The sequence below is a fragment of the Pseudomonas edaphica genome (assembly GCF_965277385.1).
Classification (GTDB): Bacteria; Pseudomonadota; Gammaproteobacteria; order Pseudomonadales; family Pseudomonadaceae; genus Aquipseudomonas; species Aquipseudomonas edaphica.
The window spans coordinates 3,843,758-3,857,426 of the sequence record NZ_OZ255725.1; the positions used below are offsets into that span (position 1 = coordinate 3,843,758).

Consider the following 13,669-nt stretch of genomic DNA (forward strand, 5'->3'; position numbering starts at 1 on the left):
CACCCTATCCACTGAAGGTCTTGGCGGGCAAAAAACAAGCCGAGGATTATACCCGAGCTATGACCTCACACGCCAGCTGAGGTCGGGTTAGATGTACAAACATTCTGTTTTAAGAGGTCGCGCATCTGTTTTGCTATCTGAATTTGCTCTTCAGCCGACAATCCCGGCTGCCTTGCACGCTTGATCAGCTCATCCAGGGTCTGCGTGTGCTGACCTGCGGATAACCTAGTAATGGTGTCTAAAAACTGTTGTTCAAGGTTGTCGCCGTCAATTAGCCACTCCTTTTCCGCCAGTGCTTTAAGCAAGCGTCCTTGTTCGGTGCCGTGCCAACGAGCCATCAATTGAATTGAGTTTAGCTTAGGATTTTTCTGTACCGCCTCAATCAAGGCGATCAGTACCTGAGCATACGTGTTGCTCTCGTTGGCAAAGTGATCGGCGCTCTCAACTTTTTTTGCCAATTGCGGGTGGTGAATAAGTGTTCGCAGCGCAATGAGCGTTGGAGCTTCGACGGCGACAGGAGTTCGCGGCGCGTATGCCTCGTCGCGGTCACCGCGTTTGCCGTTCTTGTTCCAGGGTTTCTTGTCCCATTTTTTACCGCCGGCGCCGGGTTTCTTCGGTGTCCACTCCTGCTGGGGCGCGTAGGCCTCCTGCGGTTGGTGGAAGTCGGAATAGTCCGGCATGGCGTCGTAATCCATGCCTGGGTCGTAGGCCGGTGGCGCTTCCTGCGGTGCGCTATGCACCAGCTGGCTGACGGCCTCGCCACTCAGGCCGGTGATTTCCAGCAGGCGCATGCGCATCAGTGACTTCAGGTTGGCGCCTGGCACTTTGTCGATCAGCGGCGCTGCGAGGGTGGCCATGTGGGCCTTGCCTTCGAGGGAGCGCGGGTCGGCTTCTTCGGTTAACTGCTGGAAGAAATAGTCCGCCAGCGGCTGTGCGTGTTGATTGATGCGGGCGCGGAAGGCGTCGGTGCCTTCGGAGCGCACCAGGGTGTCCGGGTCTTCGCCTTCGGGCAGGAACAGAAAGCGCGCGCGGCGCCCGTCCTGCAGGCTCGACAGCGTGGCTTCGAGCGCACGCCAGGCGGCGTTACGGCCGGCCTGGTCGCCGTCAAAACAGAACAGCACGCTGGGCACCACGCGAAAGAGGCGCTTCATGTGCTCTTCGCTGGTGGCGGTGCCCAGGGTAGCGACGGCATTGCGCAGGCCTTGCTGCGCCAGGGCAATGACGTCCATGTAGCCTTCCACCACGATGATTTCATCGAGGTTGCGATTGTTTTTGCGCGCTTCAAACAGGCCGTAGAGTTCCTGGCCCTTGTGAAATACCGGGGTTTCCGGGGAGTTCAGGTATTTAGGCTTGTCGTCCCCGAGCACCCGGCCACCAAAAGCGATGATGCGGCCACGGCTGTCGCGGATCGGAAACATCACGCGGTCGCGGAAGCGGTCATAGCGCTTGCCGGTCTCGGCGTTTTCCACGAGTAGACCGGCATCGATCATGGCCTTCTGCTGCAACGTATCGCTGCTCAGATGCTTGTACAGGTTGTCCCAGCCCGGCGGGGCGAAGCCCAGGCCAAAATCCCGGGCGATCTCACCGGTGAGGCCGCGACCCTTGAGGTACTCGACGGCGGCCTTGCGCTGCGGATGGCTTTTAAGCGCCTGACGGTAGAAGTCGGCAGCGGCCGTCAGCAGCGGGTACAGCGGCGAATCAGTGGGTTGACGCGGTTTGTGCGAGCGGCCACTTTCTTCGCGGGGGATTTCCATCCCAGCGGCTTTGGCCAGTTCCTCGACAGCCTGGGGGAAGTCCAGGTTGTCGTGGTCCATGATAAAGCCGAGGGCATTGCCGCCCGCGCCGCAACCGAAGCAGTAGTAGAACTGCTTGTCGGGGCTGACGCTGAATGACGGGGTTTTTTCTTTGTGGAACGGGCAGCAGGCGGTGTAGTTCTTGCCGGCCTTCTTCATTTGCACGCGCGAGCTGACAACATCGACGATGTCGGTGCGGTTAAGAAGGTCGTCAATAAAACTCTGGGGAATCAGCCCGGCCATGGCGTTCTCGTCATCACTGCGTGTAAATGAGGGCCCGTGAAGTGATCAAGCGCACGTATCGAGTGCTCGAACATCTATCGTTTGCATGGGGAGTGTATCTGCCGAGCATTCACTGACGTTAGTTTGTATCAGTCTTCGGCTTGGAAATGTTGCCCTGGCGTCCGGTGTTGGCCAATAGCAGCCTCGGAAAAGCCTTGATGGGCACAGCCGACACAGTTGATCGTCTGTTTGTAGAATCTGTGTTGCAAGAAAAAGGGGTGTGCTCGTCAGTAGCCTTGTTAGGCTCGTCAGAAGAGACGCGCACCGCTGGCAGAAGAGCCAGTCCTGACGTGTGAAGCAGTGTCTCGGTCGCGTGTGCGGCGTCGACGGTGAAGCATCAAGCGATATCCGCAAATGCCAACAGCCCGGCTGAGGGCCGGGCTTGGCAGAAGCTTGCTACGTAAGTCTGTGTATTAGTACAGACGAACGGCGCGGCGCTGTTCGCGCTGAACTTTCTTGGCGTGACGCTTAACAGCGGCTGCTGCTTTACGCTTACGCTCAGAAGTTGGCTTCTCATAAAATTCGCGGCTACGAACTTCAGCCAGAACACCGGCTTTTTCGCAGGAGCGCTTGAAACGACGCAGAGCTACGTCGAAGGGTTCGTTCTCTTTTACTTTGACGGCTGGCATCCAGAGCTACCTTCTTTCATTACCGGGAATCAACGTTCTCGTCGCAAAAAATTCGCGGCTGAGGTCGTCGGTTTTTAAGGGTTGCGGATGTTAACCCCTCATTGACCGGAATGCAAAGCCTCTGATCGAAAACCGCTAGTCGGGAGGGGGAGTGGCGACTATTATGCGCGCCTTCGAATTCAGCCTCTACAAGGCGCAAACCCATGCTAGTACTGGGACTTGAAACCTCCTGCGACGAAACCGGTGTCGCACTTTACGACAGTGAACGCGGGCTTTTGGCCGATGCACTGTTCAGTCAGATCGACCTGCACCGCGCCTATGGCGGGGTGGTGCCGGAGCTGGCCAGCCGAGATCACGTCAAGCGCATGCTGCCCTTGATTCGCCAGGTGTTGGACGAGGCCGGCTGCGTGCCGACCGAGATCGACGCGATCGCCTATACCGCAGGCCCCGGATTGGTTGGAGCCCTTCTGGTTGGGGCCTCTTGCGCCCAGGCGCTGGCCTTTGCCTGGGGTATTCCAGCCCTCGGCGTGCACCATATGGAAGGCCATTTACTGGCACCGATGCTGGAAAAAACACCGCCGCAGTTCCCGTTCGTCGCTTTGTTGGTTTCCGGTGGCCACACGCAGTTGGTTCAGGTGGATGGAATCGGCCAATACACGCTTTTGGGTGAGTCGCTGGACGACGCCGCCGGCGAAGCTTTCGACAAAACCGCGAAGATGATGGGCCTCAATTATCCCGGTGGCCCGGAAATCGCGCGGCTGGCCGAAAAAGGTGTGCCGGGCCGCTACACCTTCCCGCGCCCGATGTGCGACCGCCCAGGCCTGATGTTCAGTTTCAGCGGCTTGAAAACCTCCGCACTGAACACCTGGCAGCAAAGCGTCAGCGCCGGGGACGACAGTGAACAAGCCCGTTGCGACATCGCGCTGGCGTTCCAGCAGGCCGTGGTGGAGACTTTGACCATCAAGTGCAAGCGCGCCCTGAAACAGGCAGGCATGCAGCGTCTGGTGATCGCAGGCGGCGTCAGCGCCAACAAGGCGCTGCGTACCTCGCTGGAAAAAATGCTCGGCGACATGAAGGGTGACGTGTTCTACGCGCGCCCTGAGTTTTGCACCGACAACGGCGCAATGATTGCCTACGCCGGTTGCCAGCGCTTGCAGGCCGGGCAGCACGAAAGCCTGGCGATCAGCGTGCAGGCACGCTGGCCGATGGAGCAGCTTTCACCGCTTTAAGTGGCTTGGCTTGCGCGGGGCTCATCAACGGTATTTAAAAATGCCGTTCGCGCCCGGCAAACAGGTCGCGTAAATTGCCGCGGTGGCGCCACACGATCAGCAGTGTCAGTACGCTCATCGGCAGCAACGCCGCCGGTGCCTGCCAGGCGAGCAGCGGCAGGGTGAGTGGCGTGGCGATCAGTGCAGCCAGCGAGCTGGTGCGGGTCAGGTAGAACGTCAGCAGCCAGGCCAGCACGGCCAGCAGCGCTGCCGGAGGGTAAACCCCCAGCAGCATGCCGGCCGCGGTCGCGACGCCTTTGCCGCCGCGAAAACGGAAGTACAGCGGAAACAGATGGCCCAGGACGGCGCACACGCCCACCCAGGCCTGCTGTTGCAAGGTAAGACCGGCGAAGCTGGCGATCAGTACGGGCAACAAGCCCTTGCAGAGGTCACCCAGCAGCGTCAGTACGGCGAGTTTCTTGCCGGCCAGGCGCAACATATTGGTGGCGCCGGCATTGCCTGAGCCACTCATTCGCGGGTCGGGATTTCCCGTCAGGCGGCTGAGCAAAATGGCGAAGGACAGCGAGCCGAGCAGGTAGGCGAGAATCGCCAGTAACCAAAACATGCTAACTATTCCGGGCGAGGACGCCCTGATTCTAACCGGGGCAATGCGCCCTTGTCGTGCTGCGGAGAAGAGCTTGGACAGAGTGTTTATCGAAGGCCTGGAAGTCGACACCGTAATCGGGGCCTACGACTGGGAGCGCGGCATCAAGCAATGCCTGCGCCTGGACCTTAGCTTCGCCTGGGACAATCGCCCGGCGGCTGCCGGTGACGACCTGACCCTGGCGCTGGATTACGCCAGTGTGTCCACGCGTATCCAGGCCTTTGCCGAGCAATCCCAATACCAGTTGGTGGAAACCTTTGCCGAGCGGTTGGCCGAAGTGCTGATGAACGAATTCCAGATTCCCTGGCTGCACCTCAAATTGACCAAGCCCGGCGCCGTACCGGCTGCCAAAGGCGTGGGCGTGGAGATCGAGCGCGGATGTCGCTAACTCAGGTTTACCTTGGCCTTGGTAGCAATATCGAGCGCGAGCCGCACCTGTGTGCCGGCTTGGACGCGTTGGCGAGCTTCTTGACCGATGTACGCTGCTCCGCGGTGTTTGAAAGCCAGCCGGTGGGCATCAAGAGCGGGCCATTCTTCAACCTTGTTGTGTCGGCGTATACCGACCTGCCGTTGATGGAGCTGGATCGTCGGTTGAAATTCATCGAGGCTGACAATGGTCGTTATGCCCCGGACCGCAAAGGGCTGCCGTTGGATATCGACGTGCTGCTGTACGGTGACCTGGTGGGGAATTTCGATGGTTTGATCCTGCCCCGCGCAGAGATCCTGAAGAATGCTTTTGTGCTGTGGCCGTTGTCGTTGATGGCGCCAGATCGCGTGCACCCTGAAGTCGACAAGACAATGGCCGAGTTATGGCGCGATGCGCAGATCGACCAGGTGCTGGCGCCAGTTGCGTTTGAATGGAGGGGAGAGCAGTTGACCCCGGCGGATCTACTGTAGCCGCCGATGCGCCTGGCTTGACCGGATTCAACTATGGGAGCGGGCTTGCCCGCGAAAGCGGTGGGTCAGTCAGCATCAATGTTTACTGTGCCGATGTCTTCGCGGGCGAGCCCGCTCCCACACGTTTTGCGTTTAACTGAACGGCATTGATGCAAACCCGTCTGCCACAAAGAGTAACGACTACAGGTTGTATTGCTCTTTGTAGGCTTTGAGCACCTTGAGTCGCTCACGCTTGAGCGCCTCGCCCAGCTCCGGGCCTTTGAAACCTTTCTCCAGCAAGGGCGCCACCGGTACTTCGCGAGCGGCCTTGGCTGCGCCGCGTAAATAATCCGCCTGTGGATAACTTCTCTGCTCCAGGCCCTTGCGGCCCCGGGCGTCCATTTCGCAACTCACCACAAACTCTTCAAAGCGCTGCGGCCGGCGATACACGTCAAAACTTTGCAGCAACTCCAGCAGCGTCGAGGCTTTCAGCTCCAGCGCACGGTGGCCGTGGGTGTGGTATTGGCCGACCAGCAGGGCCAGTTCCTGGCAATCCTTCGGCACCTTGAAGCGTTCATTGACCGCCTTGATCAGCTTCAAGCCCGTGTGTTCGTGGGCAATATGCTGCGGCAACTTATCCACAGGCGTCAGGCCTTTGCCCAGGTCGTGCAGCAGGCAGGCCCAGCGCACGGTCAGCGGCTGCTGATGCAAGGCGGCTTGCTCGAGCACGCTAAGGGTATGGATGCCGGTGTCGATTTCCGGGTGATGAGCCTCGGGTTGTGGCACGCCAAACAGTGCATTCACTTCGGGCATCAGGGTTTTCAGCGCGTTGCAGTCGCGCAGTACCTGAATAAACACCTGCGGCTGATCCTCCATCAGCGCCCTGGAAATTTCTTTCCAACTGCGCTCCGGGGTCAAGGCTTGCAGTTCGCCGGACTCGCTGAGTTGGCGCATCAGTTCCAGGGTTTGCGGGGCGACGGTAAAGCCCAAGTGAGCGTAACGCGCAGCAAAGCGTGCAACACGCAGCACTCGCAGGGGATCTTCGGCGAACGCGGGAGAAACGTGACGCAGAATCCGTGCTTCAAGGTCGCTCTGGCCGCCATAGGGATCGGTCAGGTTGCCGTCATCATCCTCGGCCATGGCGTTGATGGTCAGGTCACGGCGAATCAGGTCTTCTTCCAGCGTGACCTCGGGGCTTGCGTGAAACACAAAGCCGCCATAACCCCGGCCACTCTTGCGTTCGGTGCGGGCGAGGGCGTATTCGTCGCCGTTCTTTGGGTCCAGGAATACCGGGAAGTCAGCACCGACTGGCTTGTAGCCTTTAGCGAGCATTTCTTCAGTGGTCGCACCGACCACGACGCGGTCGATATCGGTGACCTTGAGGCCGAGCAGGCGATCACGCACCGCACCGCCGACTGTGTAGATTTTCATGAAAAAGCCTCCATTAGCAGCACAGGATACCGCCTGAGCCGGACCAATGGAGGCTTTGCTGTTTCAGAGATGTACGACGGCCAGGTCCAGGCGGCCGTAGTCGTTATCGTTGTGGTCGGTGCGTGGCGGCACGTGGTGGGTTTTCATCACCTGATCGCCCTGCAGGGTTTCCAGGTGAATGTCGAAGCCCCACAGCCGGTGCAGGTGTTTGAGCACTTCCTCGGTGGACTCGCCCAAAGGTTTGCGGTCGTGCTGCTGGTGACGCAAGGTCAGCGAACGGTCGCCGCGCACATCAATGCTGTAGATCTGCACGTTTGGCTCACGGTTGCCCAGGTTGTACTGCGCTGCCAGGGTTTCACGGATGGTGCGGTAGCCGGGCTCATCGTGGATGGCAGGCACCACCAGATCATCCTTGAGGTCGTCATCGAGAATGCTGAACAGCTTGAGGTCGCGAATCACCTGGGGTGACAGGTACTGCAGGATGAAACTCTCATCCTTGAAGCTGCTCATGGCGAACTTGATGGTCGACAACCAGTCGCTGCCGGCGATTTCCGGGAACCAGCGGCGGTCTTCTTCGGTGGGGTGTTCACACATGCGCCGGATGTCGCGGTACATGGCAAAGCCCAGCGCGTAGGGGTTGATGCCGCTGTAATACGGGCTGTCAAAACCGGGCTGGAACACCACGCTGGTATGGGAGGTGAGGAACTCCATCATGAAACCGTCGGTGACCAGGCCTTCGTCGTACAGGTCATTCATCAAGGTGTAGTGCCAGAACGTTGCCCAGCCTTCGTTCATCACCTGGGTTTGGCGCTGTGGATAAAAATACTGTGCGATCTTGCGCACAATGCGCACGATTTCTCGCTGCCACGGCTCCAGCAACGGCGCGTGTTTTTCCAGGAAGTACAAGATGTTTTCCTGAGGTTCGGCGGGGAAGCGTGCATTGTCCTTGTCGCTGTTTTTGCCGGCCTTTTTAGGAATCGTGCGCCACAGGTCGTTGATCTGCTTTTGCAGGTGCTCCTCACGCTCCTTCTGGCGCAGGCGTTCTTCCTCGGCGGAAATCGGATACGGGCGTTTGTAACGGTCGACGCCGTAGTTCATCAGCGCGTGGCAAGAGTCGAGCAAGTCCTCTACCGCATCGATGCCATGGCGTTCCTCGCATTGCATGATGTACTGCTTGGCGAACACCAGGTAATCGATGATCGAGCTGGCATCGGTCCAGGTGCGGAACAGGTAGTTGCCCTTGAAAAAACTGTTATGCCCGTAGCACGCGTGGGCCACCACCAGCGCCTGCATGCAGATGGTGTTTTCTTCCATCAGGTAGGCGATGCACGGGTCGGAGTTGATCACGATCTCGTAGGCCAGGCCCATCTGCCCACGGGTGTAGGACTTCTCGGTGCTGAGGAAGTGTTTGCCATAGGACCAATGATGGTAGCCCAAGGGCATGCCGACCGAGGCGTAGGCGTCCATCATCTGCTCGGCGGTGATCACTTCGATCTGGTTGGGGTAAGTGTCCAGGGCATAACCCGCCGCGATGCGGCTGATTTCCCGGTCATAGGCCTGGATCAGTTCAAAGGTCCACTCGGAGCCGGTGGAAATGGGTTGGCGCTTATGCTCTTTTTTGGCGGTCATGTCACTAACCTGCGCTGGAAGAGTTCACGGAAGACCGGGTAGATATCGCCGGCCGAGACCAGTTGCTGCTGGGCGAACGTATCGGCAAATGCTTCGCCGATGCGCTCGTATTCGAACCACAGTGCCTGGTGCTCACGAGGGGTAATTTCAACGTAGGTGTAGTACTGCACGAACGGCATGATCTGGTTGATCAGGATATCGCGGCAGATCGGCGAGTCATCGTTCCAGTTATCGCCGTCGGAGGCTTGCGCGGCGTAGATGTTCCACTCATTGGCAGGGTAGCGCTCGGCCATGATCTCCTGCATCAGCTTCAAGGCGCTGGACACAATGGTGCCGCCGGTTTCCCGCGAGTAGAAGAACTCTTCTTCGTCCACTTCCCGGGCGCTGGTGTGATGGCGGATGAACACCACGTCGATCTTGTCGTAGTTACGCTTCAGGAACAGGTACAGCAGGATGAAAAAGCGCTTGGCAATGTCCTTGGTGGCCTGGGTCATGGAGCCGGACACGTCCATCAGGCAGAACATCACCGCCTTGGAGCTGGGGTTGGGTTGCTTCACCAGCAAGTTGTATTTGAGGTCGAAGGTGTCGAGGAACGGCACGCGGTGAATGCGCGCACTGAGTTTCTCGATTTCGGCCTCTATTTGCTGGATATCACCGAAGTTATCCGGTTCTTCGCGCTTTAAGCGCGCCAGTTCTTCCTTGGCCTCCTTCAGTTTGGCGCGGCTGCTACCGGACAGTGCGATACGGCGTGCATGGGCCGAGCGCAGCGTGCGAATGATATTGATGCGGGACGGGTTGCCCTCGTTACTGATCCCTGCGCGTACGGTCTTGAAGGTGTCGGTGCCGGTCAGGTTGCGTTTGACCAGGTTGGGCAATTCCAGGTCTTCAAACATGAATTCCAGGAATTCTTCCTGGGTGATCTGGAACACGAACTCGTCCATGCCCTCGCCGGAATTGCCGGCTTTACCGGGGCCTTTACCGCCACCACCGCCTTGGGGGCGCTGGATATGCTCGCCGGTGGTGAACTCCTTGTTGCCGGGGTGCACGACGGTCTGTTTGCCGCCCCGGCCGTGGTGCAGCACCGGTTCGTCGATGTCGCGTCCGGGAATGCTGATTTGCTCGCCATGCTCCATGTCAGTAATGGAGCGGCGGCTGACGGCCTCTTCAACGGCCTTTTTGATGTGGTCACGGTAACGCCGCAGGAAACGCTGACGGTTTACCGTGCTCTTGTTCTTGCCATTGAGGCGTCGGTCGATCACATAGCTCATGGGGAGCCCTCCGGGCAGCTTCACGTTACAAGCTTCAAGCCGCGAGCTGGAAGCTTAGAGACAAGCGGTCGGCTGCCGGGCCAGAAGCCCGGCAGCACGCGCCTGTCGCTGCCTTACTGTGATTTACGCACCCGCAGGTACCACTCGGAAAGCAGGCGTACCTGTTTGTCGGTGTAGCCGCGTTCGACCATGCGCGTAACAAAGTCGTTGTGTTTTTGCTGGTCCTCCTTGCTGGCCTTGGCGTTGAAGCTGATAACCGGCAGCAGGTCCTCGGTGTTGGAGAACATTTTTTTCTCGATGACCACCCGCAGCTTCTCGTAGCTGAGCCAGGTAGGGTTCTTGCCGTTGTTGTTGGCACGGGCGCGCAGCACGAAGTTGACGATTTCGTTGCGGAAATCCTTCGGATTGCTGATGCCGGCCGGTTTTTCGATCTTCTCCAGTTCCTCATTGAGGGCCACGCGGTTGAGGATCTCGCCGGTTTCCGGGTCGCGGTATTCCTGGTCCTGAATCCAGAAGTCGGCGTACAGCACGTAGCGATCAAAGATGTTCTGGCCGTACTCGCTGTAGGACTCCAGGTATGCAGTCTGGATTTCCTTGCCGATGAACTCGATGTAGCGCGGCGCCAGGTATTCCTTGAGGAAGCGCAGGTAGCGTTCGCGGGTTTCGGCCTGGAATTGCTCCTGTTCGATCTGCTGTTCCAGCACATAGAGCAGATGCACCGGGTTGGCGGCGATCTCGTGCGGGTCGAAGTTAAAGACCTTGGAGAGGATCTTGAACGCGAAACGGGTGGAAAGGCCGTTCATGCCCTCATCCACGCCCGCCGTGTCGCGATATTCCTGGATCGACTTGGCCTTGGGGTCGGTGTCCTTGAGGTTTTCGCCGTCGTACACGCGCATTTTCGAGTAGATGTTCGAGTTTTCCGGCTCCTTGAGGCGCGAGAGCACGGTGAACTGGGCAAGCATCTTCAGGGTGTCAGGCGCGCAATGGGCCTTGGCCAGGGAGCTGTTGAACAGCAGCTTGTCGTAAATCTTGATTTCATCACTGACCCGCAGGCAGTACGGCACCTTGACGATGTAGATCCGGTCGATGAAGGCTTCGTTGTTCTTGTTGTTGCGGAAGGTATGCCATTCCGATTCGTTGGAGTGAGCCAGCAGGATCCCGGTGAACGGAATCGCGCCCAGACCTTCGGTACTGTTGTAGTTGCCTTCCTGGGTGGCGGTAAGCAGTGGGTGCAGCACCTTGATCGGCGCCTTGAACATTTCCACGAACTCCATCAGGCCCTGGTTGGCCCGGCACAGTGCGCCCGAGTAGCTGTAGGCGTCGGCGTCGTTCTGTGGGAATTCCTCGAGTTTGCGGATATCGACCTTGCCCACCAGCGCCGAGATGTCCTGGTTGTTCTCGTCACCTGGCTCGGTCTTGGCCACGCCGATCTGGTTGAGGATCGACGGGTAGAGTTTCACCACGCGGAACTGGCTGATGTCGCCGCCAAACTCCGACAGCCGTTTGGTGGCCCACGGCGACATGATGGTATTGAGGTAGCGGCGTGGGATGCCGAAGTCTTCTTCGAGGATCGCGCCATCTTCCGTGGCGTTGAACAACCCCAAAGGCGACTCGAACACCGGCGAGCCCTTGATGGCGTAGAAGGGCACCTTTTCGATCAGTTGTTTGAGCTTTTCCGCCAGGGACGACTTACCGCCGCCGACCGGGCCGAGCAGGTAGAGGATCTGTTTCTTCTCTTCCAGGCCTTGGGCGGCGTGGCGGAAGTAGGAGACGATCTGGTCGATGCATTCTTCCATGCCGTGGAAGTCTTCAAAGGCCGGGTAGCGGCGAATCACCTTGTTGGAGAATATTCGCGACAGGCGCGAATTGTTCGAGGTGTCTACCAGCTCCGGCTCACCAATCGCCAGCAGCAGGCGTTCGGCGGCAGATGCGTAGGTGCTGCGGTCCTTTTTGCACAGCTCGAGATACTCCTGCAGGGTGAGTTCTTCCTGCTGGGTGGACTCGAAGCGTTGTTGGAAGTGGCTAAAGATACTCATGACGTCGTCACCTCGCTCGATACGTGGAGCCGACGCCGGATCAATCAGTCGATGCTGGCAGCCATTGGCGATCGCCACTGGCTGTTTTCCCCCCAGAACACCCTGAAACGCTACCGATGACCCGCACGCCGGTGTACCGGCTCTCCCCTGATTCGGATGGCCTGCGCTTAAGGATAGTTCGGAATCCGGGAGGTCAAGGCGCGATGCGCAATTAGTTTGGCTGCGCCGTTCGTCAGAAACGGCGCAAGCCCAAGCGTCACGCGGGGTGGCGGGGTGTGAAAAAAATTATTGCGAATTGTCGGAGGCAATTTCTGCAGGATAGGTCGTACGCCACAGCTCGAAGCCACCGTCCAGGCTATAGACGTCGGAGAAGCCTTGGCTGATCAGATAGGCCGCTGCGCTCTGGCTGGAATTGCCGTGGTAGCAGGCCACGATCACCGGTGCATCGAGGTCGGCGGCACGGATGAAGTCTTGGATGTTGTGGTTGTCCAGATGCTGCGCGCCGCTGATGTGGCCTGCTGCATAGGTCGGCTGGTCGCGGATGTCGACCACCACGGCGCCTTGCTCGCGCAGGGCCTGGGCTTGTTCGGGAGGGATACGTTTGAATTCGCTCATGGCGGGCTCCTAGGGCTTGGCGCCCGGCAGTGTTACAGAAGGGGGAGGTTCACACTGGCAGCTCAGGCGCACGCCGGTGTCGATGTTCATCAGGGTCATGGCGCCGCCCCACACGCAACCGGTGTCGAGGGCGAACACGCCAGGTTCTTCGCATTTGCCTTCCAGGGCCGCCCAGTGACCGAAGATGATCTTCATGTCACGGGTCTTGCGTTCCTTGTGGGCAAACCATGGCTTATAACCGGGCAGCGCAGTGTCGGCGCCTTCCTTGCTCTTGAGGTCCAGCTTGCCTTCGGCGGTGCAGAAGCGCATGCGTGTGAAGTAGTTGGTGATCACGCGCAGGCGGGCCACGCCGGTGAGGTCATTGTCCCACTTGACCGGCTCGTTGCCGTACATGCCGTCGAGGTAGGCGGTGTACAGGTTGTCATCGGCCAGGGCGCTTTCGACTTCGGCGGCGCCCTTGAGGGCTTTCTTCAGCGTCCATTGGGGCGGGATGCCGGCATGCACCAAGGCCATGTTGCGGCCTTCGTCGTAATGCATGAGCTTTTGGCGGCGCAGCCAGTCCAGCAGCTCGGTACGGTCCGGCGCTTCAAGGATCTCGCGCAGGGTGTCGCCTTTTTTCAGGCGTTCGATGTTATTGCCGGCCGCCAGCAGGTGCAGGTCATGGTTGCCCAGCACGCACACCAATGAATCGCGCATCTTATAAAGAAAGCGCAGGGTCTCCAGGGACTCGGGGCCGCGATTGACCAGGTCGCCGACCAGCCACAAGCGGTCGCTCGCCGGGTTGAAGGCTACGCGCTCCAGCAGGCATTTGAGGGGTTCCAGGCAGCCTTGCAGGTCACCGACTGCGTACGTCGTCATCAGTGCAGGGCTCCGGGCACTGCGAGGCGAAACGGCGCGATGATGGCGTCGAACAGTTTTCCGTCGGTGGCTTTCATCTGATACGAGCCCTGCATGGTGCCGACTTTGGAGGTCATCACCGTGCCGCTGCTGTAAGTATGGCTGGCGCCGATGTCGATCAACGGCTGCTGACCAACCACGCCGGCACCACGCACTTCCTCGACCTGGCCGTCGCCATCGGTAATTACCCAGTGGCGCGACAGCAGTTTGGCCGGCACCTGCCCGTTGTTCTTCACCGTGATGGTGTAGGCGAAGGCATAACGGTCGTGTTCAGGTTGCGATTGGTCCGCGAGGAAGCGGGTGACGACGCTGACGTCGATCTGGTAGCGAGGATCGGACAT

The 13,669-nt window shown here is 59.2% G+C and carries 13 protein-coding genes; 3 read left to right on the forward strand and 10 right to left on the reverse strand.

What is annotated here, in order from left to right; genetic code table 11:
* Positions 1-65 precede the first annotated feature (65 nt).
* Entirely contained in the window at positions 66-2,036 is a 1,971-nt protein-coding gene (gene dnaG, locus ACQY47_RS17370) for a DNA primase (RefSeq protein ID WP_017138050.1), read from the reverse strand.
* A gap of 452 nt (positions 2,037-2,488) precedes the next feature.
* Positions 2,489-2,704, reverse strand: coding sequence for a 30S ribosomal protein S21 (gene rpsU, locus ACQY47_RS17375; protein ID WP_002551877.1), 216 nt, complete (start codon positions 2,702-2,704; stop codon positions 2,489-2,491).
* Between the two features lie 203 nt (positions 2,705-2,907).
* Between rpsU and tsaD the strand changes: the two genes are divergently transcribed.
* Positions 2,908-3,933, forward strand: a complete 1,026-nt coding sequence (gene tsaD, locus ACQY47_RS17380; RefSeq protein ID WP_017138051.1) for a tRNA (adenosine(37)-N6)-threonylcarbamoyltransferase complex transferase subunit TsaD — start codon at positions 2,908-2,910, stop codon at positions 3,931-3,933.
* Between the two features lie 34 nt (positions 3,934-3,967).
* Here the strand turns inward: tsaD and plsY are convergent, their stop codons facing one another.
* Complete coding sequence (plsY, locus tag ACQY47_RS17385) at positions 3,968-4,537, reverse strand: glycerol-3-phosphate 1-O-acyltransferase PlsY (protein ID WP_056857845.1); 570 nt, start codon at positions 4,535-4,537, stop codon at positions 3,968-3,970.
* Between the two features lie 73 nt (positions 4,538-4,610).
* On the opposite strand from plsY, the gene folB reads away from it, so the two are divergent.
* Both folB and folK read left to right on the forward strand, forming a co-directional pair.
* Positions 4,611-4,964, forward strand: coding sequence for a dihydroneopterin aldolase (folB, locus tag ACQY47_RS17390; protein WP_017138053.1), 354 nt, complete (start codon positions 4,611-4,613; stop codon positions 4,962-4,964).
* Positions 4,955-5,473 carry a 2-amino-4-hydroxy-6-hydroxymethyldihydropteridine diphosphokinase gene (gene folK / locus ACQY47_RS17395; RefSeq protein WP_428550567.1) on the forward strand — a complete coding sequence of 173 codons (519 nt, stop codon included), beginning with the start codon at positions 4,955-4,957 and terminating at the stop codon, positions 5,471-5,473. The genes folB and folK overlap by 10 nt, the downstream gene beginning before the upstream one ends.
* A 180-nt stretch (positions 5,474-5,653) precedes the next feature.
* On the opposite strand, the gene ACQY47_RS17400 is transcribed toward folK, so the two are convergent.
* The 7 genes from ACQY47_RS17400 to apaG all read right to left on the reverse strand — a co-directional run bounded on the left by ACQY47_RS17400 (position 5,654) and on the right by apaG (position 13,669).
* On the reverse strand, positions 5,654-6,883 hold the full coding sequence (locus ACQY47_RS17400) for a multifunctional CCA addition/repair protein (protein WP_428550570.1): 1,230 nt from the start codon (positions 6,881-6,883) through the stop codon (positions 5,654-5,656).
* Between the two features lie 63 nt (positions 6,884-6,946).
* Positions 6,947-8,512, reverse strand: a complete 1,566-nt coding sequence (locus ACQY47_RS17405; protein WP_017138056.1) for a SpoVR family protein — start codon at positions 8,510-8,512, stop codon at positions 6,947-6,949.
* The gene (locus ACQY47_RS17410) at positions 8,509-9,780 is read right to left on the reverse strand and encodes a YeaH/YhbH family protein (protein ID WP_017138057.1); all 1,272 of its coding nucleotides are present in this window, start codon (positions 9,778-9,780) and stop codon (positions 8,509-8,511) included. Before ACQY47_RS17410 ends, ACQY47_RS17405 begins: the two co-directional genes overlap by 4 nt.
* 113 nt (positions 9,781-9,893) lie before the next feature.
* Positions 9,894-11,816 (reverse strand): PrkA family serine protein kinase, encoded by a 1,923-nt coding sequence (locus tag ACQY47_RS17415; RefSeq protein ID WP_026013778.1) that lies wholly within the window; start codon positions 11,814-11,816, stop codon positions 9,894-9,896.
* A gap of 285 nt (positions 11,817-12,101) precedes the next feature.
* Positions 12,102-12,431, reverse strand: a complete 330-nt coding sequence (glpE, locus tag ACQY47_RS17420) for a thiosulfate sulfurtransferase GlpE (protein ID WP_017138059.1) — start codon at positions 12,429-12,431, stop codon at positions 12,102-12,104.
* A 9-nt stretch (positions 12,432-12,440) separates the two neighbouring features.
* Positions 12,441-13,289 carry a symmetrical bis(5'-nucleosyl)-tetraphosphatase gene (locus tag ACQY47_RS17425; protein ID WP_428550577.1) on the reverse strand — a complete coding sequence of 283 codons (849 nt, stop codon included), beginning with the start codon at positions 13,287-13,289 and terminating at the stop codon, positions 12,441-12,443.
* Positions 13,289-13,669: a Co2+/Mg2+ efflux protein ApaG gene (gene apaG / locus ACQY47_RS17430; protein WP_017138061.1), complete on the reverse strand. Its 381-nt coding sequence runs from the start codon at positions 13,667-13,669 to the stop codon at positions 13,289-13,291. Before apaG ends, ACQY47_RS17425 begins: the two co-directional genes overlap by 1 nt.